Origin of the sequence: Candidatus Cyanaurora vandensis (assembly GCF_013285555.1) — a bacterium.
In the GTDB taxonomy this organism is placed as follows: Bacteria; Cyanobacteriota; Cyanobacteriia; order Gloeobacterales; family Anthocerotibacteraceae; genus Cyanaurora; species Cyanaurora vandensis.
On the sequence record NZ_JAAXLT010000099.1, the window covers coordinates 19,823 to 46,289 of the forward strand.

Sequence of the window (26,467 nt, forward strand, 5' to 3'; positions counted from 1 at the left end):
AGGGGGGTTAGGGGGGATCTCTTCCGGCTAGGGAGAAAGACCTCCTAACGCTGCTCTAACCACTCTTTGAGTTGTTGAATGTCTGGCTGCTCAGGTAGTTGAGCTAGTGAATGGGTACAGATTGCAATAGCGCGGGTGTATTGCGTTTGGGCTGCGTCCTCCCCACCTAACTTCTCTAAGAACTGACCGTAATGAGTTAATGCCTGCCCTTGGTTATTGAGAAACTGGATGTAATTTGGAGCGTACTTTAAGGCGCAATCATAGGCAGCAATGGCAGCTTGGTAGCTTATCAAAGCGTGGTCATCTCGGGCCAAGCGAGCTTGCAAGTCTCCTAAGTTCCTAAATACATTGCCCCGATTATTATGAGCATCGATCATGTCAGGGGATTGCTTTAGGGCTTCATCACAAGCGGCGATGGCAGCTTGGTAGTTTATCAAAGCGTCTTCCTGGGCTAAGTGAGCTTGCAGGTCTCCTAAACTTCTAAGTACATTGCCTTGATTGTTATGAATATAAGCATCATTTGGGAATCGCTTTAGGGCTTCGTTGTGGGCGGCGATGGCAGCTTGATAGAACGTCAAGGCAAGGTCAGCTTGGGTCAAACGATCTTTCTGGTCTCCCAGACTTTTAACCACATTGCCCCAATTGTTATAAACTTGGCTCAAGTCGGGGGCTTGCTGAAGGATTTGGTCAAATTCAGCGAGCGCACCTTGGTAACTCCTGAAAGCAAGGTCCTCCTGGGCTAAACCTGCTTGTAAATCTCCCAAGCGACTTAACGTAATACCCCTATTATTGTGGGTGAAGATATTTTCCGGCTCTTGCACTAGCACACGGTCATAGGCTGCTATTGCCTCTTTATACTTCTGCTCAGCGCGGTCATATCGAGCTAGAGCTGCACAAAATTCACCTTCAGTTTGGGCAAGTTTACCTAGTTCAGAGTCTCCCATTACCCAGAATTGTTCTCGTAAGTTCAGTAGGTTGCGACATAAATCATAGAGACTTCCTCGTTGCGCTTGCTCAAAAATATCAAGCCAGAAGGTGACGCTCTCCTGCCAATCCAGGCGGTTGAGATGATAGAGGAATTCGATATTATTTTGCTCTTGGTAGTAGACCCTCAGGACATGGTGGGCTTTTTGAGTCACATCCTCCGTTTGTTCATCAAAGAGCCTGCGTAAGAGGTCGTGAATTCGATAAGACCCGTTAGCTTGGTCCACCAAACGGACAAAAGAAAAGCGGGTGAGGAACTTAAAGATACCCTCCGGGAGGTCAACCTGAGCAATATGTTTCTGCAAGTGCTGATAGAGTGCAAGGTCAAAGCTTCGACAAGCCGCTAAAGCCCGGACTGCTTCAGCCGTCGGCTCATCCACATAGCGAAAAAGCCGCTGGATCAAAGTAGCCGTTTTACCCTGTTCTTCGACTTCTTGGGCTAACTTTGTGGAGTCTAGCTCCTCTCCCCGCTGACGAGCCGCCCGTACCACATCCACACTCAGGCCCAAATAGAGAGGATGGATTTTGTCTGGACCCACCCGCGCCAGGGCTAATAAGCTTGCTTGAAGACTAGGCTCTGAGATTGCGGCGCGTTCCAAATATTCCCGTGCATCATCCTCTATGAAATCCTCGACATCCTGCACATCAAGCAGTTCTGGCGAGACTCGTGCCTTAATGCCTTTTTCACTCCATCGCGGCAGTTCCCGACCCGCTACCACCACCACTAGCTGTGGGATAGCGTGCAAACGCAGCAACAATTCTCGGAACCAACGGTCTTTCTGAAAATACCCATCCCCAGCCCGCTGTCTATCCCCCGATTCCTGCCAAAAAGATTCATGGGTATCAAAAAGCAAGACAAGCCGAGCGGGTTTAGGGTCTTGCTGCAAGGCTGCTTGCAGATCCGCCGCCAACAGCCTAGGTAGAGCCTCGATCATCGGCTGTGATTTACCTTTCTGAACAAGTTTACGAATTGCTTCTCCCTCTTGGACAGAGAGTCCGAGCCTAGTGCAACACATCTCCAGTTTTTGGTTCCAACTCATCACATGACTACCCAAATCTTTTATCACTTTTACTAAGAAGCCAATGCCTGTTACTGGAAGGCCTTGCTGTTGCATCAGAGAATCTACGCCCCCTAGCACGTATTCTTCTGTACGCGAGGTCATGAGCTTCTGCATAAACCCTTCTGCTTGACCCAAGCTATCTAGACAGCACAGATAGCCAAACTGCAAGCGCGAAACTTCAACGTGTCATAGTTCAAAGCTTTGGCAGCTTCCGTAAGTTTAGCCGAGAGCCAGAGCGGACCCGCCACCTCATCACGGGGTAAGATCCCATCTCTGGGTAGGACCAGCGCAAAATCAATCAAGACCACAGGCTGGGGTAAATAACGATTACGCTCTAGTTCTAGCAGAGCTTCACAAAACGAACGGTCTCCTAAAACGGCTAGCTCTTGCCATGTGGAATGGCGCACCCAACGACAGCCACGGTCTCGTAAATACTCAAGCAATAACGATTTACCGTTCCCTCCCTCGCCATGGAGAAAGAGCGTCTTCCCTTGATGCTGGTTCGTATTGATATATTGAGCAAACCGCCGGATGAGCCGATAGCGATCCGTAAACAAATCCAGCGCGGTTGGACCCTCCGTAATTGAGTCTTCGTCATCTTGCCACGAATACATATACATTGCCTGCGGGGGAAGTCCCCCAACTTTACCACAGCGATTTTTTATAAAATACAGCTTACTGCAAGGTTCTCTCTGCCTATCTTCAAGCTCCAATCGCCTGTCTAAATCACAAAGATGGTTTACAACTATCCCGGACTCACCCGAACCCCATGGTACGATTGCCCCAATCTCTCAATCAACCCATGGACGCTAGGCGTAATTGGTTCCGGGGTAGTCTACTCCTGCGGGGTCTACAGGGCTTGAGCTTGTGGGCACAGGATACCCGGACTTGGGCCACTGCCGGCTTACTGACGAGTTGGGCGGGGCAGGGACGGGGGTGGACTGCGCGTAGTTGGCTCTGTCGTGGGTTGGATGGCTTGGCTCTGGGTTGGGCCGTGGTCCTATTTGCCGTGGCTCCCTACGTCTCGACGGGAATTATTGGTGCAATCCTGGCGGGGGGGACGGTGCTGTGGTTAGTGATGGTGCTGACGCGGCCCTTACAGTTGACCCCGATTACCCTAGCGGTCTTGGCATTTTGGGGCCTGACGACCGTGGCGGCCCTATGTTCGCCGGTCCTAGCAACGAGTGCCTATGGTTGGGGGCTGGTCACGTTGTATCTCGTGGGTTACGCGCTGTTGAGCCGGGTCCTGCAAACGCACCGGGACTGGGTGGTGGCGGTCTATCTGCTGACGGTGGCAATCGTCGGGGTAGAGGGTCTGCGGCAATGGCAGGACGGGGCGGTGGCCCTCGCCACCTGGGTAGACCAGGAATCTCCGCTCAAAGATACGACCCGGATTTACAGTTACCTGGGCAACCCCAATCTCCTCGCCGCCTATCTCCTCCCGGCGGTCTCGCTGGGTGCGGTGGCGGTTCTAGTCTGGTCGCGGTGGTGGGCCAGGGTTCTGGCGGCAGCGGTGACGGTCTTGGCGGTGGTCTGTATCGGCTTGACCTACAGCCGGGGCGGTTGGTTGGCCCTGGGGCTGATGGGGCTGGTGGGGCTGGCCTTGGCTCTATGTCAGGTCTCAGCGCGGGTACGGGCGGGGCTAGTCGGCGGGGCGGTTGGCATCGTGGCCTTGGCGGTTGCCTTCATCCCCGGTCTCCAGGTGCGCTTGGCGAGTATCTTTGTCGGGCGGGATGACTCCAGTAATAACTTTCGGATCACGGTCTGGGACACGGTTTGGCAGATGGTCCAGGACTATTTTTGGTTGGGCATCGGTCCTGGTAACCGCACCTTTGAAACGATCTACCCCTACTATCAACGAGCGGGCTACAACGCACTGGGGGCCTACTCTGTACCCCTGGAGACCTGGGTGGAGTTGGGGGTGGTGGGACTCGTGGTCTCCCTGTGGTTGGTGGTGGTGGTCTGGGGCTGGGCGGTGGGTGTCTGGCTGACGCGCCCTAGTCCTGAACGGTGGTGGGCGGCGGCGGCTCTTTTGCTCACCGTGGGTCTGATGGTCCAAGGACTCTTCGATACGGTCTGGTATCGCCCCCAAGTGCAGATGCTTTGGTGGTTGGGGATTGCTCTCATCAATAGTTTAACGGTGCCGAAAGATTGACCTTACAATCACGATCGGTGCTAGAAATTCATTCAAGCCAGCTAGCGCGATGGTTATAGGTGCAAGCCAAATCAGTATCAGCTGTAATACCCCGACCTGTGGCTCAAACGGCACGCTCAAAGTGTTGCCTTGGACCCAGCTATCTGTGAAACCACCATGAAATCAGAAAGAGTGGGTCAGGTAGTAACCGATGAGTGTGGCAAATCCCAGTAATACAAATAATGCAGCAGCAATCAGGCGCAGTAGGGAAAATTCAATAAAACGCTCCAGCCCAGTACCTAAAAAGACAGCTAAGCCATCGGCAATCAACATACCGAGTGTAGTACCGGCGACTACGGATAAGATGTCCCCGTACTTTGCGCCTAGAGCCAGGGTTGCCATTTGGGTTTTATCCCCAATCTCAGCGAGGAAAAATAGCACAATGGTCGAAAATAGCGGTCCGAGTTTTCCTGGTTCCGGTTGACCCTCATATTGGTCAGGAACCAAAGTCCAGAACCCAAACCCGATGAATGTTAGGGCCAATAGCCAAGTCATTACAACGATAGGAATGTTCTGCTGAATCCAGCCACCCGCCAGAGCTGCAAGTGTATGGTTGAGCAGAGTAGCTATTAATATGCCCAGCATTACTGTCCAAGGCTTCTTAAAGCGGGAGGCCAGCACAAATGCTAGCAGTTGAGTTTTATCACCCATCTCTGCAAGAGCCACGAGCATGGTAGAGACAAGGACCGCTTCGATTGCCATTGAATACTCTGTAGGTTGTTTAAAGATACAATACTTAAAGTACTAGGGACTATTCCGCTTGAAATCCGTTCTCTCGGAGTCCGTGCGCCGATTTACGGTAAGACACTTCAGGAACTAGGCATTCCGTGATTACCTGCTCGATGAAGGCTAGGGTCCGGTCGGCATTTTTATTGGGGTATCGCCGGATTACTTTGAGGCACGTACAGTCATCAATTGCCGTACATGGGTAGAGCTTGGGACCAATGTTACCGACATCCCGCTGAATTTGTTCACCAGCAATCTCCTTCGGGTCACGTTTGCGACCTTTACGGGGGCGGCGTGTTGCCTTAAGTACGCCATCACCTGCTTGTTTGAGAACTTTGTGGATCATGGCAGTGGCTAGAGAAAGATGGTGCAGCTGTAACAACTCGCTCTGAAGTATAAACAGAAGTAGGGGCACACAAGGCACCCCCACACCTTTGCTCCACGGGACCTAGAGCAGTTGCAAGCTACTATTTTTTTCCATATCTACCATGTGAACCGTGTCCACAAAGCGGATGGTTTGGGATTGGCTGGAGATGACCATGGTTTGCGTCCGCATCCCGCCACCAAAGAAGCGCACCCCTTTAATGAAGTCGCCGTCGGTGATCCCAGTAGCGGCAAAAAGTAAGTTCTTCCCACAGGCCAATTCAGAAGCATCATAGACTTTATCAGGTTCAGAGATGCCCATATCCAGTAGTTGCGCCTTAATCTCGGCCTTGCTCCCGGAGAGTAGACCCGTCTTGACCACATCCGGGTCGTAGATCAAACGACCCTGGAAGTGTGCTCCCAAACAGCGCAGGGCCGCCGCCGAGATGACCCCTTCAGGAGCCGCCCCGATGCCCATCAGCGCGTGGACCCCGGTGCCATTAATTCCTGCCGACAACGCTGCTGAGATATCCCCGTCGTCAATCAACTTGACCCTGGCCCCGGTACTGCGGATCTCTTCAATCAAGGTCTTGTGACGAGGGCGTTCCATGACAATCACCACCAAGTCTTCGATGATGAGGTCTAGGCACTCCGCGATAATTTGTAAGTTTTTGGTGGCGGAATAATCCAGGTCTACTTTCCCCTTGGCCTGGGGCGGGGCAGCGAGCTTTTGCATATAGAGATCAGGGGCGTGGAAGAGTCCGCCTTTTTCGGCAATGGCAAGGACCGCCATCGAACCATTACGGCCCTCAGCGACTAGGTTGGTCCCTTCACAGGGGTCCACGGCGATATCAATTTCAACGAGTTCTTCAAGACGGCAGAAATTCGCGGCATCGGGCTGGGTACAGATCCCCACTTCTTCGCCGATGTAGAGCATGGGCGCGTTATCACGCTCGCCTTCGCCAATCACGATCCGACCGCGCATGTTGATCCGGTTCATCCGGTTACGCATGGCTTCGACTGCCACACCGTCCGCCTCATTCTTCAGACCCTTACCCATTAGACGGGCAGAGGCGATGGCTGCTTGTTCAACAACTTCAATGATCTCTAGGCCGAGCGTTTTTTCCACAGGATGTCTCACATGCTCCTACCCCAAGAGTGTATGAGGTTGCGAGACCTAATTCAACCGGGGGTCAGATCCAGCCCATGGCCCGCGCTACTCCCTGACATAATCCCGCCGCCGTCAGCCCCGCGTAGGTTCCAATCACATTGCCCAAGACCGCCATCAACAGACCCAGGGGCGCGGTCCCTGGACGGTAGGCCACCGCCACAATCGGCGTCGTGACCACCCCCCCAGTATTGGCCTGGGAACCCACGGCGAGCAAAAAGAAAGGCGTTCGTGTCAAACGGGCCACCAGCAATAATCCCAAGGCATGAAAGCCAATCCACACCCAGCCCGCCACCAAAAAGAGCGGATAGGTTCCAATCAACCCCAAGTCCCCCTGTGCCCCCAAAGTTGCCACGACCAGATACAACAATCCCGACCCCAACCGTGAAGCCCCTTCCTGCTCCAACCGCGCCACCGGGGTCAGCGATAGTCCCAGCGCAAAAGTTGTCACTAAAATAAACCCCCAGGTTTTATGCGAGAGGACCCCGCTCACCTCTGGCAACCCATTCCCCAAAGCAATCGCCAAACCGCTCACGCCAAAGGCCAGTCCCACCATCACCATCAGTCCGGGTAGGGTCAAAGGCAGCGCGGTCTGGACCGGGTTCTCCCGCAGACGGGCCATCGCTTGGTCCACTTGCCGGAGGTCTGCCTTCAGCCAACGGTCAATCCGGTCTTGATAACGGGCCAGAAATAATAAAATCAACGTCCAGCTATAGCCCACCAAAAAATCCATCGCCACCGCCGCCCCAAAAACCCGCTCTGGCGTACCGATACTCTCTTTAACGGCAATCATATTAGCGAACCCCCCGGTCCAAGACCCCGACAATGCCCCGAACGCCGCCCACGCCTCAGCAGGAAGCCACCCCCCAAACAGAGCGAGAGCTAGGGGCGCACCCAGGACAATTCCTGTCGCTCCGACCAGGGTCATCGTCACCGCCGGGAGCCCTAACCGCGCCACCGCCCTCAAGTCCGTCCCCAGTAATAAAAGTACCAACGCCGCCGGGAGGATGGTCCCCGAGAGTAACGGGTACAACGGCGACTCCCGTGGCACCCAGCCCAGGGTGCTCGCTACGGCGGGTAAGGCGTAGATCCAAATCACTGGCGGCACGAGGTCAAACAGTTTAATGAGTTGCTTCTGTTGGGCTAGCGCGAATACTAGCCCCACAAAACTCGCAAACCCACAAAAAAGTAACGGTTCGGTCATCGGCTAGACCGGGGATGGCGGGCGAAGAACTCCCACATCACCTGAGTCGCGTTGAGGTCCTGGGATGCAGGTTGTCGCTGGTCGTTGGGGTCAGCGGTGCTACCGGGCCATTTGTGATTGCCATCGCGCAGGGTATAAAAGACGACTTCTGTACCCCGTTGACAGTCGGCATAGCGGGTCTGGCGCACATCACCCCGTTGGTTCTCGCGGGGCCGGGACGGGCAACCGGTGGCCCGGGTCCAAAAAGTCATGGCATCGGCAACAGACAAAAAGCCCCGCCCACCGTTGTAGGGCACGACATTATCTTCTTGACCATGGAAGGCAACTACAGAGAGAGGCTGGGCGGGATTCGGGATTGTGGTCGTCTGTCCTCGCCGGGGACGACCCCCACCTACGGCCCCAGCCACGACCCCAATCGCCGCTAGCTGGTCACTCAAAACCGCCCCCATCCGATAGGTCATCATCGCGCCACTGGAGTGCCCGCCGATGTAGAGCCGTTGCGAGTCCACCCGCAGGTTGGCCTGTAGACGCGCCAAAAGACTACTCAAGAAACGCTCATCATCGCCATTACCTTTCCCGGAATTAAAACCTGCATTCCAAGCGGGCGGCTGACCCAGGGCATCGGGGTAGGCGACAATAAACCCTGCCCGGTCGGCCTGTGCACTCATCTGGGTATATCGGGCCACCACCTGCCCGTTCCCCTTTCGTCCATGGAGCAAAATCACTAGGGGTAAAGCGCGTTTACCGTTGTAAGCCGGGGGCAAATGCAAACTATAGGTCCGATTTACCCCGCCTACCCGCAGGGTTTGGTCATAATTCCCCGGCGCACTCTGAGCGAGAACCGGACGTAGTAACCCCAAGCACACCAGTCCAAACAAAATACGCCACATCCTACCACCTCATCTCAAAGCATCAGAGTAGCACTAGCTCTGGGCTGTGATACTCCGGTTTGCCGGCCTAGTCTCTAACTTGAAAGCTTGACAGCGGTCATTGGCACCCCTAGGATAGGATACTGTCGCCACTGTAGCTCAGCGGTAGAGCACTCCCTTGGTAAGGGAGAGGTCACGAGTTCGAATCTCGTCAGCGGCTAATCTTTGGGTAACGCGAAACCTTCTGCAACACCTACATCACGCTGTACCTCGGAAAAATAGGAAAATTTTCAGACCGCTAGGGAACCAACCGGGGGGTTCATGCCCGTAGCTGCGCCCCAGTGAGCTTGACAGACCGTGCTAATAATGAAAAAGCATCCTAGTGGTCCGTCCAGCCATGAGCAAAACCCTGGTCATCGTCGAATCCCCCGCCAAAGCCAAGACCATCAGCAAGATCCTGGGCAAAGGATACGTGGTCAAAGCCTCGGCTGGGCACGTGCGCGACCTCCCCCAAAAAGAAATAGGCGTGGATGTAAACGACAACTTCCAACCCAAATACGTCATCATTCCCAAAAAAGAAGATATCGTCCGCGAACTCCATGAATCAGCGGAGGGCGCAACCCTAGTCTATCTGGCCCCGGACCCGGACCGTGAGGGCGAGGCCATCGCTTGGCACCTGTCGCAGCTTCTAGAAGTCCCCCCCGAACGACTCAAGCGCATCGAGTTTCATGAAATTACCCAAGAAGCCGTGCGCCGCGCCGTCAACAATCCCCGCCCTATTGACATCAACCGGGTGGATGCGCAACAAGCCCGCCGCGTCCTTGACCGCTTGGTAGGTTACAAAATCTCACCCTTACTTTGGAAAAAAATCCAGCGCGGGCTCTCCGCCGGTCGGGTCCAATCCGTCGCCCTCCGCCTCATCTGTGACCGCAACAAAGAGATCACCAGTTTCGTCACCAAGGAATACTGGACCCTCCACGTCAACCTCCTCAAAGAAGGCCAGAAAAAACCCTTTGTCTGCGAACTCGTCAAGTGGAACGGTAAAAAAAGCGACCTGAATAATGAGCAGGAGACCATCGCCGTCCAACAGGGCCTCACCCCCGCCCGCTACGCCGTCCAATCCGTCAAGCAACGGGAGCGCAAAAAAGAACCCGCCCCGCCCTTCATCACCTCCACCCTGCAACGCGAAGCCGCCGGAGCCCTCAACTTCACTGTCAAACGCACGATGAAAATTGCCCAGGAACTCTACGAGGGTATTGAGCTAGGAGCCGAAGGCCCCGTGGGACTCATCACCTACATGCGGACGGACTCCACCCGTGTCGCCCAAGAAGCCCAAGCCGCCGTCAACGAGTTCATCGAAACCCAATACGGCAAAAAATATCTACCCACGACCCAGCGCAAGGGCAAAGCCGCCAAGGGGGGCCAGGATGCCCACGAAGCGATCCGCCCCACGGATATCCTCCGCCAACCCGACGATCTCAAGGCCCACCTCACCGCTGAACAGTACCGACTCTACCGTTTAATCTGGCAACGCTTTGTCGGCTCCCAGATGGCGACCCAGACCCTCGCCACCCGCACCGTGGAGATTGAGGCCACGGGTACCCACAAGGCCATGTTCCGGGCCGCCGATACCCGCACGGTCTTTGATGGTTACACTCGCGTCTACGAGGAGAGTAAGGACGAGAACCCCGCTGAGGCCAGCCAGACCTTGCCCGAACTGGCTGAGGATGAAGTCCTCGTCTTCAAAGAATTCCTACCCAAACAACACTTCACCCAGCCGCCCCCCGCCTACTCCGAAGCCACCCTGGTCAAAACCTTGGAAGAAGAAGGCATCGGACGGCCCAGCACCTACGCCCCGACCATCTCGACGATTGTAGACCGGGGTTATGTTCTCAAAACAGGCCGTGCCCTCAATCCCACCCCCCTCGGTCTGACCGTCAATGACCAGATGACCCAATATTTCCCGGACATTGTGGACAAGGACTTCACCGCCCAGATGGAAGCCCAACTTGATGCCATTGAGCGCGGTGAACGCCCGTGGACGACCACCATGGCTGAGTTCTACGGTCCCTTCCTCAAAAGCCTCAACGCCGCCACCGAGGAGATGGAGCGCGTCCTCATCATCACCGATTACCTCTGCGAGAAATGCGGCTTACCAATGGTCCAGAAGTCGAGCAAGTACGGCAACTTCTTGGGCTGCTCCGGCTACCCCCAGTGCAAACACACCTACCCTCTGACCAAAGAGAACCTCCCCGCCCCCAAAGACCGCCCCGCTCCCGGCGAAAGTTGTGCCGAGTGCGGTCACGAACCGATGACGATTGTTTTTGGTCCCTACGGCGAATACTTGAAATGTGGTGAATGCAAAGCTAAACGCCGTCTCCTCAAAAAAACCGGGGTGGATTGCCCCAAATGTAAAGTGGGCGACTTGGTGGAGCGCAAATCCCGGTTTGGGCGGTTTTTCTACGGTTGCAGTACCTATCCCAAGTGCGACTTCTCACTCTGGCAAAAACCCCTCCCCCAACCCTGCCCCCAGTGCGGCGGTATCGTCGTCCTCAAACCGCGCAAGCGTACCGAGGACATCGCCGACTGCTCCAACCCTACCTGTGATTTTGTCGAGGGGGCCGAGGAGTTCACGGGCATCACCCCGCCCGTCCCAGAACTTGCACCCGCTTAATTCAGAAGAGTTCGCGGAGTTTGGTCAGGGCCAGCCGGATAGTTTCGAGTTCGGTGGGGGAGAGATTCTGAAAGCGTTCGCCCAAATGGGCAACGTAGGCTGGGTAAACCTCCCGAAAAAGCTCCTCCCCATGGGGTGTGAGCACCACCGTGAAACTGCGGCGATTCCCTTGGGGTACCATGCGGCGCACCAGACTCTTTTGCTCCAGACGGTCTATGATGCCAGTGAGCGTCCCTTTGGTGACAAGGGTTTGTTCGCCCAGCCGATTCATACTTAGGCCAGATGTATTGCCTAGGGTGATAATCACATCGAACTGAGGCGGCGTGAGACCCAGTTGGCGGACGTAACTATCGGAGTAATTGGCAAAAGCTTGGTAGGTGCGGGCAAGTTCATGGAGCATGGTCTGAAAAAGTGTCCGGTCTGATTCTCCAGACCGCAATGGCTGACTATGCATGGGTTAGACCTTGGGGGGATGACAGAAGAAGTCGCAATCCTATTATGGACTGTCTGTTCTCACCATGGAGCGGAGATTCAACTCCTTGGCCTCCCCGCAAGGCAAGAACCTATAATAAAAGTTACCTGCACCTGGAGAAGCCCTGGTGGCGACTGATAAGGCCAAGCCCGTGCCCACCGATGAGGCACCCGTCCAAAAGTTCGACCTCGCCCAGTACCTCAAGGACGTGCGGGCGGAGTTGGATAAGGTCCAGTGGCCCAACCGTCAGCAGGTCATTAGTGAATCGGTAGCAGTATTCCTGATGGTCTCGCTCTCCGCCCTGTTTATCTATCTGATTGACTCTCTGTTCTTCACCCTGTCAAGGCTGGTTTTCTGATGAACGAACTAGAATCTCCCGTCAAGGAAGTGGTCAAACCGGCTTGGTATGCCATCCAAGTCTCCTCCGGCTGCGAAAAAAAAGTTAAAACCAATATTCTGCAACGCGCCCAGACTTTCCAGGTCGTAGACCGGATTTTCCAGGTCTCCATCCCCGAACGCGCCGCGATCCGCGTCAAAAAAGATGGTTCACGGGCTGCTGCTGAAGAAAAGATCCTGCCCGGTTACGTCTTAGTTCATATGTTGTTGGACGATGAAGCTTGGGGCGTGGTCAAAAATACCCCCAATGTCATTAACTTTGTCGGCACCGAGGAACGGCGCGGCTCCGGGCGGGGCCGGGGCCATGTCACGCCCCGCCCCCTCAGTGCCTCTGAAATCCGGCGCACCTTCATGACCGTGGCTCAGGAAGAACCCATCGTCCGCATCAACTTGGCGGCGGGGGATAAAGTCGAGGTCATTGCCGGACCTTTCCAGGACTTCAACGGCGAGGTCGTGGAGGTCAGCCCAGAACGGGGCCGTCTCACCGCCCTACTGTCAATCTTTGGACGCGATACCCCCGTCGAACTGGAATTCAACCAAGTCCGCCGCTTGGAGTAAGGCTTGCAAGGGTTCTTCAAGAGTGCCCCTCGTCTCCAGAACTGGGCAAACCGCTGGGCTGAATGTTTGCCAGCAGGGCTTTTCCTACTGCTAGACGGGGAACTCGGCAGTGGGAAAACTACGTTTGTGCAGGGGTTGGCGCGGGGTTTGGGGATTGTCGAGACGGTCACCAGCCCGACTTTTGCTCTCATCCATGCGTATCCCGAGGGCGTGCCGCCCTTAATTCACTGCGACCTCTACCGCCTTGAGCCGGAGCAGGTGTGGGGATTGGGGTTGCAGGAGGACAACGAGGGGGGGATTACTGTCATTGAGTGGGCGCAACGTCTGCCCTTCACGCCACGACCCGTGCTCTGGCTTAATTTCACAATTGCGAAGGAGGGACGCTGGGTCCGGGGTACAGCCATCAGTCCACGCGAAAAGGGCCTGCTTGCCCAGGCCCAATTACTCTATGAGAATGAAGGAAGTTAACCCTTCTTGTTGATGATGTACTTGACAGCATCGCCAACGGTGGTAATCTTATCAGCATCGTCATCGGGAATTTCGAGTTCAAACACTTCTTCTAGGGCCATCACCAGTTCCACTTGGTCTAGAGAGTCAGCCCCCAAATCGGTATCAAAACTGGACTCGCGTTTGACTTGAGCCTCTTCTACGGAGAGTTGGTCAACAACGACCTTCTTCACCTTTTCAAAAATCGCTTCTTCCGTCACCGTCATGATTGCCTCGAACACTTGATTTATGGAATTCTAGCGGAAAACCGGGTCTGTCAGATTGGTCCTACGGACACCTCAAGCACTGTCACACCCCGTAAGCCATCATGTACCATACGCCATTTTTGGCCCTCCATGGTGCTGTTCTCCAGGAAATTGTACAAAGGCGGCTCCTGAACCAGGGTCAATGTCTACTCCTGGCAATATCCGGGGGTCAGGATTCACTCTGTCTCGGGCAACTGCTGGTGGATTTACAGCGACGGGGCGACTGGCAGCTTACTGTCGCCCACCTAGACCATCGTTGGCGGACTGATTCAGACCAAGCTGCCCAGACGGTCGCAGCGGTAGCAGCCAGTTGGGGTCTACCCTTTCACCTGATTGTGGCTGAGACTCCCCCACCCACGGAAGCCAGCGCACGGGCATGGCGGTACAGCCGCTTGGCGAGACTGGCCCAGGATTTATCTGCCACCGCCGTCCTGACCGGACACACTGCCACTGACCGCGCCGAGACCGTACTTTTCAACCTAATGCGCGGGGCGGGACTCAGCGGCACTGGCAGCCTAGACTGGCGGCGGACCCTTGTACCGGGGCTAGACCTCGTACGCCCACTCCTCACCGTGAGCCGAGAACAGACGGCTGCCTTCTGTCAAGCGCGGGACCTGCCCGTCACGCCTGACCCTACTAATGAGGATGTAAGTTTTAGTCGTAACCGCCTCCGGCAGGTCGTCTTACCCTACCTGCGCGACCATTTCAACCCCCAGGTGAGCCGCCATCTTGCCCAGGCAGCCGAGATTGCTGGGGCCGAGGACGATTACTTGACCCTAATCAGTCTGGAACATTTCGCTCGTTTCTACCGGGCTGAGCCGCCATCCTTGAATGCTCAGCTAGATCAACTCCCGGTCGCGCTCCAACGCCGGGTAGTCCGCCATTTTTTACAAACGTGCCAAAGCAGCGGGGATTTCAGCCAAGTCGAACAAGTACGAGCCTTAGTCGGGCAAGCCGAGGGGACCCGCACCGCCTCTCTACACCGAGGACAGGGCGTGGTCGTGCGCCGGGGTTGGCTAGTTTGGCTATGAAGTACCCGCCACTACTTACGCTGCACGGGTCAATTTAGCAGCAATGTTGGGTAGTTCAAATGGGCTACCCCAAGTGGAGGACCCGAATTGGGTGACTGGTAGCGTACCAAGCCGCGTTTTACTGTGGGGGAAATAGATTTTCACCCCCTCGGGTGTCCTGTCCTTTTTTTATCGTCTTAAGGAAGGTATGTAATGGACGAGCGGTTTGAAAGCGATGTGATGGATGACTTGGCGGCGGAATCTCCTGTCGCCCAGATGGATGGCTTCGAGGCAGACATGATGGAAGGCTTTGAGGAAGAGGGCTTCACCGATGAGCTAGAGGGTTTTGACGAGGGGGGTGAAGAAGCTTTTTATGCTGAGGACGAGTTTGCGGGGGACCTCGGGGACGATTACGCCGATCATGGCGACGAACTCGATGCCTATGCCGCGCTCGAAGACGCGATGACCGATGCTCTGGATGCTGCTGATAGCGATGAGTTCCTAGGGAATGTTCTCCAGGGGGTCAGCCGCGTGGCGGGTCTAGTCCGGCGTGGGGCCGGGGGGGCACGGCGGGTTGCTGGGGCGGTCCGGCGCGGAGCTCAAACTGCTCGCCGGGTCGCAGGCGCGGTCCAACGCGGGGCACAAACCGCTGGACGGGTGGCGGGTCGCGTCGGTCGTGTCGCGGGTCAAGCAGGCCGGATCGCCGGTCAAGTCGGTCGGGTGGCGGGTCAAGTGGGTAGTGTTGCAGGCCGGGCGGGGGCTTCAGCGAACCCGATGGGGAGTCTGCTACAAAGCATTTTGCCCCTACTCCAACAGTATGCCAGCCAGGGCTTTGACGAATTTGATGCCCTAGAGGACCTCGTAGACCAGTTCAGTGATGAGGAACTAGACGAAGCCCTACCGATCATTGCGGGCGTTGCGGCACGGGGCCTAGTCCAGCCGGTATTGCAGCGGGCGGGGAGTGCCCTCAGTCGTCCCCTGCGTCAACAGTTGGTCCGGGGGACTAGCCGTGCGGTCCAAACCCTGGTGCGCCGTCAAGGACCCCAGGCGGTACGTGCTCTGCCCAGTATTGTCAGGAGTGTCGGTCAGACCGCTGCTCGTCGTCGGCTGCCAGCGCGGGCTCTGCCCCAAGCGATCCAGCGGACGGCGACCCAAGTCGCCAATAGCCCCCAACTAACACGCCGTCTCACGGGGGCCACCAGTCCGTCAGCCCGGTCGAGTCGAGGGGGACTGCCCCAACGCTTGGTCCTCAGGGGTCCTGTCGAGATTACGATCACCAGCCGCTAATCTAGGAGGCCACGATGTATCAAGCTTTTGCGGCTGACGATCTCTTTTATGACGCTGCTGAAGGACCCGCGCAGCTACGTCAAGCGGATAGCTACGACGATGATGAATTCCTCGGTGGGGTCCTCAACACCCTGAGTCGAGGGACCGGGGGACCCTTGGGCGCGACTGAGGATGCCGGGGATGAGGACCAACTCGAAGCTGAGTTAGCCGATGCCCTGGATGCGGAGGATACCGATGAATTCCTCAGGCGGCTGCGCCGAATTGGGCGTGGCGTGGCGAATGTGGCCCGTCGGGTGGGCCGGGGCGTGGGGCAGGCGGCGCGGGTGATCGGCCCGGTGGCAAGCCTCATCCCGATACCCCAAGCCCAACTGATTGGGCGGCTTGCCAATGTTGCCGGTCGGCTCCTTGCCGATGGTGCCGATGAGTTTGAAGCCCTGGATGAAATGTTGGAAATGGCTCTGGCTGAGGATGTGGACCTGGCTGCGCCCTTACTCTCAGTAATTACGATCCGCAAGGTGCTCCCTAACGCGAGCCGTTTACCCCAGCAGAACCGTCGTCAGTTGGTCCAGAGTGTCAGCCAGGCCACCCGCACCCTGGCCCGCCGCCAGGGTCCGCAGGCGGCCCGGGCGGTCACTCGGATCGTCCAAGGCGTTCAGCAGACGGCCCGTCAACAGCGGGTACCCATCCAACAACTGCCCCGCGCGATCCAACGTGCCGCCAGCCGTGTCGCCCAGAATCCAACCCTGGTCCGTCGGCTCGCCCAATCCCCTGAGCGGACCCGTGGCAGTGGTTCCTGTCCCAACTGCGGCATTCGTCCTAACTACGGGACTCAACAGTACAACCTCCAAGGACCCGTGCAACTGACCATCCGGGAGAGGCAATAGGCCATGGTAAGGGCAACGCGCCACTTCCTCAAAGACAAAGTTCTTGGCTTGGTTGCCCGGTCCAAACGACTGTCGCGGATCAATTACCGCTCCGTGGGCATCCGCCCCCAAGACCTACCCTACGTGCCCTCTCCAGAACATTTCCGTGCTGCCAATCGGCGGATGGCGGAGATTGACCAGCAGGTGATGCGTCGTTTACAAAAAGTCCAAGCCAGCTGGCAGACCGCCCCGGTGGACCAAGTGTTATTGGAAGTGGCCCTAGTGGAGCGGGAATTGGACCGCGCCCGCCGCGCCTTCGGGTTGTTCTTTGAGGTGTTTGGGCAGCGGGGGACCTCCTTCGCTCCGGCTCTGGCGGCCCATGATGTGATTGCTGCTGATTGCTACACCGCTATCCGTGAACAATCCCCTCAGGTTTTTCGAGGACCCCTGCTGAAGCCAGTCTGTTATATGGAACACGGCTTCTCACCCGCCACGATGCGCCGGGGGGTCCTGCTCAGTCGCCTACTGGGTGAAGCCAATCCCTTCCCGGTGATCCGGCTGCCCTGGGACCGTGAACATCCCTGGCAAGCGGTGTTCCTCCATGAGGTGTCCCATAACCTCCAGGCTGACTTGGGGATTTGGCAGGAGAACCGCGAGGCCGTGGTCCGTAGGCTAATCGGCTCCACGGGCGACCCTGCCATCACCAGTATTTACGGGCGTTGGCATAAGGAGATCTTCGCCGACCTCGCGGCGGTCCTCCTCGGGGGTCCGGCGGCGGCCTTTGGTATGGCGACCTTTTTAGCCCATCCCGCGCCCCGGACCTTGACCTTCCGACCGGGTGGTGCCCACCCCACGGCCTATCTCCGAATTTTCATTTTGGTGGAGATGCTACGGCGGTTGGGGTTTGGGCGGCAGGGCGAGCGGCTGGGCCAGATTTGGCGGGACCTCTACGACCCGACGCGCTTCAACCGTTTACCGGCGCGACTCTTGAGCAGTGCGGACCGAGTGATTCCGCAAGTGGTGGATGAGATTGCTTTTCAGACCCGCCGCAACCTGAGTCAGCAGGCGTTGGTAGATATCTTGGCCTTTGACCGCCAAGATGAAGCCCGGATTGTCCAAGGTGCAAAGTTCCTCGCCCGTGGTCAGCCCGCTGACCTGCCGCCGCGTCACCTCGTCAGCGCGGCGAGCTATGCCCTGGGTCTAGGCGGGGTCCACCCTCAACAGCTTGCCCACCAAGTCATTCAGCAACTTAATCGTCAGCAGCCCCGCCCCGCCTTGAGCCTTGCCGAAGCTCAACAGCAAGTCGCTGCCTAACCTACACCGGGAGACCTTTATGGCAAGCAACAATCCCTTTTCTAATCCGGCCCCTCATGGCACCGGCTCGTCGCCCCAACTGGCTCTCGATAACTTGATTCGCCGAGAGTTGCGGGTCAGTGACCCCACAGATGCCAGCCAGATCGCCGAAGCCCTGCGGACGCGTTACCAGAGTGACCCCCGGACCCAGGCCATCACCCAAGAGGCCAATGGGTTGCCCTTCCTGCTCTCGCAGCCGATGAGTGCGCCTTTACCCGTGGCGACGACTTCTTCTTCCCAGGCGGAGTTGCTCCAGGCGGTCAACGATGTCAATCAGGACCTCCAGGAACTCACCACCAACGCCATTCTCAAGGACATCAGCCCCGAACTCCAGGGCTGGGGCGTGGCAATCCGCACCACGATGATGGAAGGGAGCAACGCGGCCCGTTTCTCCTTGGACCCCCGCCAACGGGACAAGACCTTTGGTCTGCGCCGGACCCTGGGGGATTACGCCCGGATGTCTCGCCTCCTGGGTGCGATGACCCCAGGCCTCAACACGAACTACCGCAAGCTGGCCCAGAGTCTCGATGAGGTCGCTGCCGTCTTCTTGGTCATGATGGGGGAGGCTCTGGCGAATACCAGTTTCAGTGGCGGACGGTTTCTACTCCAAGCCCCGTTTAGCGAATTGCAGGTACGCCGGGATGCTGCCGTCTATGCCCTGCGTAACTTGATTGGCTCCACCCAGCAAGCCTTTGCGCCCAATGAATGGCCCAGGGGCTTGGATGCTTACCGTCGCTTATTTTTGAGCCTGGAACAGCAGGGCCAGAGTGACCTTAGATCTTTGTTAGTGGAACATGAACTCACCCGGATCATGGATGGACTGGTCCAACGGGCCAACAACGGTAGTGCGGAGGGAATGCGGGCTTTGGGTGCGACGGCCCAACTGGACTTGGAGCGGTTTCGTCGCTTGGTTTTCCTGGGGCAGGGCTTAGTTAATCCGGCTTCGCCGCCCCTGACGGCCTTTCTAGAGGCACTCCAACTCTTTGCCGACGCTTTCGAGACCTCCGGTGGGTTCCGTTTATTGCGGATTGCCCGTCCGCCCGTCTTGTTCTATGGGCTGTATGGCCTTTCGGGGACCGATGAGGCCGACCGGGTGCTCTTGGAACTGGTGATCCGGCGTAACCAACTGGCGGAGAAATTGGATTGTTTCTTGCAGTGCGGCTGCACGCCCCTCACCGTCACGGGTCAAGTCATCCTCGATAAAGTTCTCTACGATATAGACCGGGCCATTGACCTCTATGCTTTGGGGGTCAACAAATTTGGTGAACCTGAGCAACGGGCGGGGTCCTATGCCTACTTGATTAAAGTTATCCTCGACCCGCAACAGGTATTTCCGGTCCTGGTCGCCCAGACCCTCACGAACTTGCGGCTCCTACCGGGCTTCCCAGTGGCGGAACTCGGCCTGCTCCAAACCGAGTTGTTACGCCATTCCAATGACCCGACGGCCCTGGGAGGCATCAATCTCTTGATGCAACAGGAACTCTCGATTCAAAAGGAAATGGAGGCGCGTTGGGAAAACATGGTCAAGGCTATGGCCCCTAGTTGTGCAGGAATTGGCGATGTCTTTGACACTGTGGATACCATCTTGGATGGTGCGATCGCTAAGGTGGGTGGTCTCAGTACCAGCCTTGCAATTATCTTGCCGCCCCACTATGAATCCAGCCTAGATACCCTCGCCAACGATGCTTTTAGCAATGGAGGCCGTTAGCCATGAACTCGCTACCCCTTGACCGAGAAGATGCCCTCGGGCAGTTATCGGCTCCCCGTACAGCTTTTCACCGCAACCTGACGCGGCTCAACCCGTTTTTGGAAGCGTTCCTTCAGACCCAAGGCGTCCTCAACCAAGACTTCCATAACACCCTGGTTGAGACTCGTGAGTTCATCCACAACCAAGCCGTCTTCAACCTAACCCTCAGCGACGTACTCACTGGGGTGCTAACGGAAACCCGTGAGTTCATCCACAGCCAGACCATCCTTAATCAAAGTCTGCTCACCAGTATCTCGCAGTCCTCGTCCACCCCGACCCGTGACGGGTTTGACTGTATCCGTCTGCTCAAACAGGTGGAAGACCTCGTGTTGGACCAATCGCCCAACCGGGACGGCAATAACCGGACCCTAGAGGAGTATCGAGGCCGCCTAGATGAGCCGCTGCGGTTATTGGCTGACGAGCCTACGCTCAGAGAACGGTACGGTGATGCGCTGCGGCCTTTTCAAGGAAAGCAGCTCAGGGAACGGGCCAACCGCTATCTAGAACTCCAGCAGTTGATTATGGACATCCTGCGCTACTTTACCCAAACCAAAAAAAACGACGACGTTGATCCTGACAACTCGCCCCAAGGAGCCTGACCATGAGCTTTACCACCACTGAAACCATCCAACGCCTGTGGGATAAGTTCCTGCGCGAACAGATGTCAGCGATGCCCCCCGAGGAGCGCAAGCAGTACGAACAACAGTTCGAGGACCGCTTCAACGACCTGCTCAAAAATGCCGCCAACGGTAGCCAAGACGGGTTTTTGGACCTCGTGGGATTTGGGGGCCAAGGAGCAGTGGGTTTCGAGAACCTCAGTTATCCCTATATCCAACCCGACTTTAACGAATCCGTCGTCCCCAGCCAACTGCACGCTGCCGCCGAACTATATTTTATTTACCAACACGAACGGATGAAGGTTTTCCAAGTGGTAGATGTGCTGCTGCGCCTCTTTCAGGACGGGCGGATGCGGATTCAGCGCGGGCCGGGGGCCAGGGGCCTGTACTTGTTGGAGAAGTGGAAACCCCTACGCTACACCCTGCGTGACCGCAACACCGCCTACCGCCGCGCCTTCAACTACGGCTCTACCCAAGCCCCCGCCGGGGCCATCGTCAACCGCACCTTCCACCGTCAATTCCTGGGCTTTATTGTCGCTCTGGCCCAATACTTCCGCGACCTCTCCATCAGTGAAGTCATCCGGGGCGGCCCGCTGTTAAACCAACGGCCCTTCGGCAGTATCAGCACGGTGCAACGCATCGGCCTAGACCTGCGCTATGCCCTCGACCGCGCTACCTACGGTAATATTTTCGCCTTGACCATGGAGACGGGCCACTACCTGAGCCAAGTCCTCAAGCTCCTCGATGCCCCCGACATCAAGAAAGCCTTTGACGCGAATACCAAGTGGGATGTGGTCGAAATTGTCTCCAGTCGTTACCTCGGCGGGGTGGCTGAACCTTCCCAACGGGCACGGATGGCAGAAAGTGGACGCCGAATCATCCAATTCATCTCCGACAGCGACTTCAAAACAGCGGGGGACCCAATCCTCTTTCAGTCGGAGTTGCGGCCCATCGGTCCCCACGCCGAGGCTTGGCTCGCTGCCTACCGCATGATCCCCGAGGGTCGGAGTTTCGCGGGGGGAACCTCGACGCTCAAAAGTGTGATTGGTGTCCAGTCCGCCCGTGTCTAACCTGAGGCTCGCCCATGACGACTTCCCGCTTAGTCACGCCCTTGGGTAGACGGGCTGTGTTAGATCCCACCCTCGCCCTCTCGCCCCACGGCTTGACCCTGGCCCAACGCTTGGGCGGGCTGTTGGAACTGTGGGTAGTGCGTGAACTCTGGCACATCCTGGACAATACCTACTTTTATCTACACCAGCCGGAGCAGGTTTTTGCCGATGCCCTGCGCTGTAGCCCCCAGCAACTCATCCGCGCCCTACAACAGTGGGAGCGGGTGCGGCTAGAGACCGACTTGGTGGGCCTCAAGCTCCACTGGATTGGCGACGGGGTGAGTGAGTCTTTACTGCCTGAGGGCACCCCGCCGCAGTTGATTGCCCAAACTGAAGCCCTCGCCTGTGCCCTAGACCAGCCCCAGTTGCTCCCGGCCCTCCGTGATGCCCTCGCCCTAGCAGCGGCCCTGGGGACTGCTTTTATCCTTACCCACTGCCATCAAGACCAACCGCCAGCGGTCTGTCTGGCTTTGCAACGGTGCGGAATGACCTGTCAGCGTCTGGGCGTGGATGACCCGTTAGTTGTGATTGAGCGCGACCAACTCCAGCAGTTGCTGGTCCAGGCGGGGTTAGCAAAATTGCTCTGGTCGGGTCTAGAGTTGGCGGTGTTGCATCTAGTCGTCCCCGATGTGTCCCTCCCGCCCACGGAACTAACTTTTTTGGAATCCTTTACCCCCCCCAATCCCTGGCAGAGTGCCCAGGGTTTCTGGTATCCCCTTGCGGTAGCACCATGAATCTCAATTTGGCAGATTTAGTAATGGTCGCGGTCCTCGGTCAGGTAGCCCATCCCGTGGGCCGCGCCAATGCCTACCGCATCGGTCACGATGGGGTACCCAGAGTCTTGCCGACCACCGGCGGAATTGTCCTTAACCAGCGGATCGGCGACCGTTGCGTGGGGCTAGCTGGGGACCATATCGAACCGGGGATCGCCCTCCACAACAATAACCGCGAAGTAATCGGCTCACGCCAAGGACCTAATCTGGCCCTCCTCACCTATGCCTGTGTGGGCAACCGGGTCCGGGTTATCAGTGGTCCAGCAACGGGTCAGACGGGCCTCGTGACGGGGAAGCACGGCGGGGTAGACCATGTACTCGTGGATTTCGCCCCAGCTGTTCTCCAACGGCTCCAGATTGGGGACCGCATCCAGGTCTATAGCTGCGGCCTGGGATTACAGCTAGTGGACCATCCCGCCGTTGCTGTCACCAACTGTGCCCCCGGTCTCTTGAAACGGTGGCGGTTACGCGAGTCGGGCAATCAACTCCAGGTCCCCGTCACCCACCTCGTCCCCGCCCGAGTGATGGGTTCGGGACTCGGAAAAAATACGATCTGGCGGGGCGATTACGATATCCAGCTTTTTGACCGGGCCACCCGCGAACGGTACCACTTGGGTAGTTTACGTTTTGGGGACTTTGTTGCGATTGTTGCTGCCGATACCCGCTTTGGTCCCAGTTATCGTCCCGGTCGCGTCACGATTGGCGTGATTGTCCACGGTGACAGCACGGTGAGTGGTCATGGTCCGGGGGTAGTCCCCCTGTTGACGGGTCCAGCCACGGTCTTGCGGCCCAGCCTTGACCCCCAGGCTAACTTGGCAGTCTACTACGGCTTGCGTACCCTCACCCCGGCCCGTAGCTACCCCACCCTGACGGACCCCAAGGTTCCGCTGGTTGCTGGTGTTTTAGCGAGGACATCATGAACCCGTGGTGTAACTCTAGTCACATCCCTTCTAGACTGTTTTACGGTAAAAAAAATATTGAGCAGTCATTACACTTTCATTTCCTTTTTCACCCTCTAAACTGTTACCAGCAAACTAAATCACACCGGGAGTATGGATGTGAATCGCCAACTTGCTAATGTTGATAAGCCTGACCTCCAGGTTGTCAGTGAATTTGATATAGATGGCGTTAATTACTTAGTTGTCATACTTGCGGATTGTGAGCACGTGCCCGCTCCCCAGACTGAAGTTGCTCGTTTTGAGGTGCGGGGTCAGGGGTTTGCGGTAGTCCGGGCCTCAGCCTCGGAGCGGGGATTAGCTCTAGACCGAGTTTTGACAGAACGTGAGACGCAGATTGCGTCCCTGGTCGCCCTCGGTCATCCCAATAAACAAATTGCCCATCGCTTAACGATCAGTGAGTGGACAGTCTCCACCCATCTGCGCCGGATTTTCGCCAAACTCGGTGTAGATAGCCGCGCCGCCATGGTCTACCGCTGTGCCGCCCTACTCCAACAGCCCTAGCGTTCGTTTTAGAATCGAGACGAGCTGCATTCTAGCGGACGGATGAATCCTGAACTCCAAGCTTGGCTGGAACGACTCTTGGCTGTCCTCTGGCTCCCCGGTAGTAAGGTTGCCCTGCTCCTAGTGGGGAGTTATCTTCTCTTGCGGGGAATTGACTTTGCCCTCGACCGGCTCAGGGCCTACGCCGATGACAAAGACCCCGCCCACGTCTCTGATGCGGAGAAACGAGTCGAGAAGATCAATATCATCCTCAGGAGTGCCAGCCGGGTCATTATTGTCGCGATTGTCGTAGTCAATATTCTCGAAATCCTGGGGATCAATATTGGCCCGCTTTTAACCGGGGCCGGGGTGGTGGGGGTCGTGATTGGGTTTGGGGCCCAGAGTCTGGTCCGGGACTTATTGGCGGGGCTTTTTGTCGTATTTGAGGACCAGTATCGGCTGGGGGATGTGGTCCGGGTGGATGCCCTGACGGGGACGGTGGAGCGCATGGGACTCAGGACGACGATCCTGCGCGACCTCAATGGCAGTGTCCATATCATTCCCAATGGTTCGATTAGTCGGGTCACGGTGCTGACGCGGGAATGGTCCAGGGCCTTACTAGACATCCGCGTGGGCTACCAGCATGACCTAAGCCAGATTGAGCAACTACTCCAGCAGGTTGGTCAATCCCTCCGCAACGAAGACCCCTGGCGCAATCTCACGCTTGAGGACTTGCAGGTATTGGGGGTAGAGGACCTAGCGGAAAATGCCGTCATCATCCGTGTCATGATGAAAACCCTCCCCGGTAAACAGTGGGAAGTGATGCGCGAACTACGCCGCCGGATTAAACAAGCCTTGACAGACGAAAACATACCGATTCCTTTCCCGCAATTCTTGCTCCCCCCCGCGCCGGACCATGACCCCTGACGCTCCCCCTGCTCGGAAACGTTCGCTGCTCGGGGTGGCAGGGCTGGTGGGGGTCGCCACCCTGTTGAGTAAATTCGTCGGGTTGTTGCGGGAAATCGTGGTGGCGGCGGCCTTTGGGGTCTCCGGTCAAGTGGATGCTTTTGCCATTGCCTACAAACTACCTGCTTTTTTGCTCATTCTGCTTGGCGGCGTGAATGGGCCTTTTTATAGTGCAGTGGTCAGCGTCGTCGCTAAACAGGAACGAAGTCACACCGCCCGTCTGATGGAGACGATCAACACCTTAGTGGCCTTGGCCCTCGGTCTGGTGGCGGTGGGATTGTGGTGGGGGGCACCACTCATTGTGGGGGTACTCGGTTTTGGTGCGGACCCGACCGTGAAAGCTCAGGCTGTGGAACTGCTGCGGATCATGTCCCCGGTGGCGTTTTTCGCGGGGTTGATTGGGCTGGGGTTTGGGGTGTTGACGGCGGCGGATCGCTATTTGTTGCCCTCCTTGAGTCCGATTCTCTCTAGCGGGGCGAGTATTCTGGCGGTCTGGTTCTATGCCCAGACCTACGGTCCTTTGGTCTTGGCTTGGGGCGTGTTGGGGGGGGCAATTTTGCAGTGGTTGGTGCAATTGCCGTGGCAATGGCAGTTGGGGTTAGGGACATTGCGCCCGCGCTGGGAATGGAAAAACCCAGAGGTCCGACGGGTCTTTGACTTGATGGGTCCAGCGACCCTCAGTTCCGCGCTCTCCAGTGTGAATGTCTATATCCATGTCTTTTTTGCTTCTCAATTGGCAACCGGGGTGATTGGGGCGGTGGACTACGCCAATCGCTTGATTCAAACTCCTTTGGGGATACTTTCTAATATTTTGCTCATCCCGGCCTTACCGCTCTTTAGTCGGTTGGCGGGGCAGGCGGACCCGACGGAGTTGCGCCTCCGGGTCCGACAGGCAGTGTTGGGTGTAGTCATCGTTGTTTTGCCCCTCTCAGCCTTAACGCTGGCCTTGGCCCAGCCCCTCGTGAGCGTGGTCTACGAGCGGGGTCAATTTGGACGGGCGGATGTGCAGTTGGTGGCGGAAATTTTCTGGGGTTACGGGCTGGGGATGGTTTTTTATCTGGCGCGGGATTTACTCATTCGGGTTTTTTACGCGCTAGGCGATGCTCAAACCCCATTGCGTGTGAGTCTGATAGGGATTGGGCTGAATCTGTTTTTAGATTGGCTCTTAATCCAGTTTTTTGGCGCGATGGGGATTAGTCTGGCGACGAGCGGGGTGAGTGTCCTGGGTTGTCTGGTCCTCGTTATTGTCCTGCGGCAACGGCTGGGCGGTCTGGGTTGGCGGGAGTTGGGCCGGACTTGTCTCATTCTGGCGGTGGGTGCGGTGCCTGTGGGTGCGGCGGCTGGGTATGGTTTCGCTTGGTTCCAACAGGTCTGGCCCGTGACTGGGACGCTGCCGATGTTGTTGAAAGTCGCGGGAGCGGGGGGGTTGGGCCTCCTAATTGAGGGTCTCTGGTTATGGCTCTGGCGCATCCCGGAAGTGAATGATCTCCTCGCTCGTTTACGTCGCTCGAAGACTCCCGCTTAAAATCCCCAGCTTGTAGAACTTATTAGCCTCAATGGTCTTTTTATTTAAAAACCAGCTTGTTATGATATTGGTCTCCGCTACTCGTGACTTATGAGCGGCGACGTTTTTAATTTCTTGATGGTAGGTGACGTAGCACGCCACCTCGGTAGTCATAAAAATCCTCCCAACAAGAGGTCCAGCCTGCTTCTGGAGCGGATAAGACAACTTATCGAACCCATTCGCAATGATGGAGTTATTAACGAGCTGAATCGTTTAGGAAAATGCTTGACAATGGCTGAATTGGAATCAGTCATTCAGAAACTAGAAGCCGCTCAAGCGTCACCTTCCCAAGAAGAGTTGAGTATGGTGTATGGTGGA

At 56.8% G+C, this 26,467-nt stretch carries 27 protein-coding genes and 1 tRNA gene; 19 read left to right on the top strand and 9 right to left on the bottom strand.

All coding sequences use genetic code 11. From position 1 onward, the window contains the following. Positions 1-44 precede the first annotated feature (44 nt). Together HFM78_RS06720 and HFM78_RS06725 are read right to left on the bottom strand one after the other, a co-directional pair. The gene (locus tag HFM78_RS06720; protein ID WP_287128659.1) at positions 45-1,919 is read right to left on the bottom strand and encodes a tetratricopeptide repeat protein; all 1,875 of its coding nucleotides are present in this window, start codon (positions 1,917-1,919) and stop codon (positions 45-47) included. Between the two features lie 266 nt (positions 1,920-2,185). Beyond that, the gene (locus HFM78_RS06725) at positions 2,186-2,659 is read right to left on the bottom strand and encodes a hypothetical protein (protein WP_287128660.1); all 474 of its coding nucleotides are present in this window, start codon (positions 2,657-2,659) and stop codon (positions 2,186-2,188) included. Between the two features lie 188 nt (positions 2,660-2,847). On the opposite strand from HFM78_RS06725, the gene HFM78_RS06730 reads away from it, so the two are divergent. Then, positions 2,848-4,200: an IctB family putative bicarbonate transporter gene (locus tag HFM78_RS06730; RefSeq protein WP_287128661.1), complete on the top strand. Its 1,353-nt coding sequence runs from the start codon at positions 2,848-2,850 to the stop codon at positions 4,198-4,200. Positions 4,201-4,362: 162 nt separating this feature from the next. Here HFM78_RS06730 and HFM78_RS06735 read toward each other — a convergent pair whose 3' ends face one another. The 5 genes from HFM78_RS06735 to HFM78_RS06755 form a co-directional block, all read right to left on the bottom strand. Further along, entirely contained in the window at positions 4,363-4,941 is a 579-nt protein-coding gene (locus tag HFM78_RS06735) for a TMEM165/GDT1 family protein (protein ID WP_287128662.1), read from the bottom strand. A gap of 49 nt (positions 4,942-4,990) precedes the next feature. Then, positions 4,991-5,311 (bottom strand): hypothetical protein, encoded by a 321-nt coding sequence (locus HFM78_RS06740; protein ID WP_287128663.1) that lies wholly within the window; start codon positions 5,309-5,311, stop codon positions 4,991-4,993. Positions 5,312-5,413: 102 nt separating this feature from the next. Beyond that, complete coding sequence (gene glpX / locus HFM78_RS06745) at positions 5,414-6,457, bottom strand: class II fructose-bisphosphatase (protein WP_287128664.1); 1,044 nt, start codon at positions 6,455-6,457, stop codon at positions 5,414-5,416. Between the two features lie 64 nt (positions 6,458-6,521). Beyond that, positions 6,522-7,700, bottom strand: a complete 1,179-nt coding sequence (locus HFM78_RS06750) for a DUF819 domain-containing protein (protein ID WP_287128665.1) — start codon at positions 7,698-7,700, stop codon at positions 6,522-6,524. Further along, a complete protein-coding gene (locus HFM78_RS06755) occupies positions 7,697-8,590 on the bottom strand; it encodes a PHB depolymerase family esterase (RefSeq protein WP_287128666.1) in 894 nt (297 codons plus the stop codon). Before HFM78_RS06755 ends, HFM78_RS06750 begins: the two co-directional genes overlap by 4 nt. Positions 8,591-8,717: 127 nt before the next feature. On the opposite strand from HFM78_RS06755, the gene HFM78_RS06760 reads away from it, so the two are divergent. Both HFM78_RS06760 and topA read left to right on the top strand, forming a co-directional pair. Beyond that, a tRNA-Thr gene (locus tag HFM78_RS06760) sits at positions 8,718-8,789 on the top strand. Between the two features lie 177 nt (positions 8,790-8,966). Next, on the top strand, positions 8,967-11,243 hold the full coding sequence (topA, locus tag HFM78_RS06765; RefSeq protein ID WP_287128667.1) for a type I DNA topoisomerase: 2,277 nt from the start codon (positions 8,967-8,969) through the stop codon (positions 11,241-11,243). Position 11,244: 1 nt separating this feature from the next. Here topA and HFM78_RS06770 read toward each other — a convergent pair whose 3' ends face one another. Beyond that, the gene (locus HFM78_RS06770; RefSeq protein ID WP_287128668.1) at positions 11,245-11,697 is read right to left on the bottom strand and encodes a MarR family winged helix-turn-helix transcriptional regulator; all 453 of its coding nucleotides are present in this window, start codon (positions 11,695-11,697) and stop codon (positions 11,245-11,247) included. 145 nt (positions 11,698-11,842) lie between these two features. Here HFM78_RS06770 and secE point away from each other — a divergent pair, with 145 nt between their 5' ends. The 3 genes from secE to tsaE are packed head-to-tail and all read left to right on the top strand — an operon-like array spanning position 11,843 to position 13,137. Continuing rightward, positions 11,843-12,073, top strand: a complete 231-nt coding sequence (gene secE, locus HFM78_RS06775) for a preprotein translocase subunit SecE (RefSeq protein WP_287128669.1) — start codon at positions 11,843-11,845, stop codon at positions 12,071-12,073. Then, complete coding sequence (gene nusG / locus HFM78_RS06780) at positions 12,073-12,669, top strand: transcription termination/antitermination protein NusG (protein ID WP_287128670.1); 597 nt, start codon at positions 12,073-12,075, stop codon at positions 12,667-12,669. Before secE ends, nusG begins: the two co-directional genes overlap by 1 nt. Before the next feature lie 3 nt (positions 12,670-12,672). Beyond that, the gene (tsaE, locus tag HFM78_RS06785; RefSeq protein WP_287128671.1) at positions 12,673-13,137 is read left to right on the top strand and encodes a tRNA (adenosine(37)-N6)-threonylcarbamoyltransferase complex ATPase subunit type 1 TsaE; all 465 of its coding nucleotides are present in this window, start codon (positions 12,673-12,675) and stop codon (positions 13,135-13,137) included. On the opposite strand, the gene acpP is transcribed toward tsaE, so the two are convergent. Continuing rightward, on the bottom strand, positions 13,134-13,376 hold the full coding sequence (gene acpP, locus HFM78_RS06790) for an acyl carrier protein (RefSeq protein WP_396033724.1): 243 nt from the start codon (positions 13,374-13,376) through the stop codon (positions 13,134-13,136). The genes tsaE and acpP overlap by 4 nt on opposite strands. Positions 13,377-13,483: 107 nt before the next feature. Here acpP and tilS point away from each other — a divergent pair, with 107 nt between their 5' ends. The 13 genes from tilS to HFM78_RS06855 all read left to right on the top strand — a co-directional run. Then, entirely contained in the window at positions 13,484-14,452 is a 969-nt protein-coding gene (gene tilS / locus HFM78_RS06795; protein ID WP_287128673.1) for a tRNA lysidine(34) synthetase TilS, read from the top strand. Positions 14,453-14,644: 192 nt separating this feature from the next. Continuing rightward, positions 14,645-15,718: a hypothetical protein gene (locus HFM78_RS06800; protein WP_287128674.1), complete on the top strand. Its 1,074-nt coding sequence runs from the start codon at positions 14,645-14,647 to the stop codon at positions 15,716-15,718. A gap of 14 nt (positions 15,719-15,732) precedes the next feature. Next, positions 15,733-16,602 (top strand): hypothetical protein, encoded by an 870-nt coding sequence (locus tag HFM78_RS06805; protein ID WP_287128675.1) that lies wholly within the window; start codon positions 15,733-15,735, stop codon positions 16,600-16,602. A 3-nt stretch (positions 16,603-16,605) separates the two neighbouring features. Continuing rightward, complete coding sequence (locus tag HFM78_RS06810; protein ID WP_287128676.1) at positions 16,606-17,895, top strand: hypothetical protein; 1,290 nt, start codon at positions 16,606-16,608, stop codon at positions 17,893-17,895. A 19-nt stretch (positions 17,896-17,914) separates the two neighbouring features. Next, the gene (locus tag HFM78_RS06815) at positions 17,915-19,642 is read left to right on the top strand and encodes a hypothetical protein (RefSeq protein ID WP_287128677.1); all 1,728 of its coding nucleotides are present in this window, start codon (positions 17,915-17,917) and stop codon (positions 19,640-19,642) included. A gap of 2 nt (positions 19,643-19,644) precedes the next feature. Then, on the top strand, positions 19,645-20,280 hold the full coding sequence (locus tag HFM78_RS06820) for a hypothetical protein (protein ID WP_287128678.1): 636 nt from the start codon (positions 19,645-19,647) through the stop codon (positions 20,278-20,280). Positions 20,281-20,282: 2 nt separating this feature from the next. Beyond that, a complete protein-coding gene (locus tag HFM78_RS06825) occupies positions 20,283-21,368 on the top strand; it encodes a hypothetical protein (RefSeq protein ID WP_287128679.1) in 1,086 nt (361 codons plus the stop codon). A gap of 14 nt (positions 21,369-21,382) precedes the next feature. Beyond that, positions 21,383-22,141: a hypothetical protein gene (locus HFM78_RS06830; RefSeq protein ID WP_287128680.1), complete on the top strand. Its 759-nt coding sequence runs from the start codon at positions 21,383-21,385 to the stop codon at positions 22,139-22,141. After that, a complete protein-coding gene (locus HFM78_RS06835; RefSeq protein WP_287128681.1) occupies positions 22,138-23,100 on the top strand; it encodes a DUF4438 domain-containing protein in 963 nt (320 codons plus the stop codon). The genes HFM78_RS06830 and HFM78_RS06835 overlap by 4 nt, the downstream gene beginning before the upstream one ends. A gap of 138 nt (positions 23,101-23,238) precedes the next feature. Further along, positions 23,239-23,640 (top strand): helix-turn-helix transcriptional regulator, encoded by a 402-nt coding sequence (locus HFM78_RS06840; protein WP_287128682.1) that lies wholly within the window; start codon positions 23,239-23,241, stop codon positions 23,638-23,640. Between the two features lie 42 nt (positions 23,641-23,682). Next, a complete protein-coding gene (locus tag HFM78_RS06845; RefSeq protein WP_287128683.1) occupies positions 23,683-24,546 on the top strand; it encodes a mechanosensitive ion channel family protein in 864 nt (287 codons plus the stop codon). After that, on the top strand, positions 24,536-26,110 hold the full coding sequence (gene murJ, locus HFM78_RS06850; protein ID WP_287128684.1) for a murein biosynthesis integral membrane protein MurJ: 1,575 nt from the start codon (positions 24,536-24,538) through the stop codon (positions 26,108-26,110). Before HFM78_RS06845 ends, murJ begins: the two co-directional genes overlap by 11 nt. Positions 26,111-26,200: 90 nt before the next feature. Next, on the top strand, positions 26,201-26,467 hold a 267-nt coding region (locus HFM78_RS06855; RefSeq protein ID WP_287128685.1), incomplete at its 3' end, for a hypothetical protein.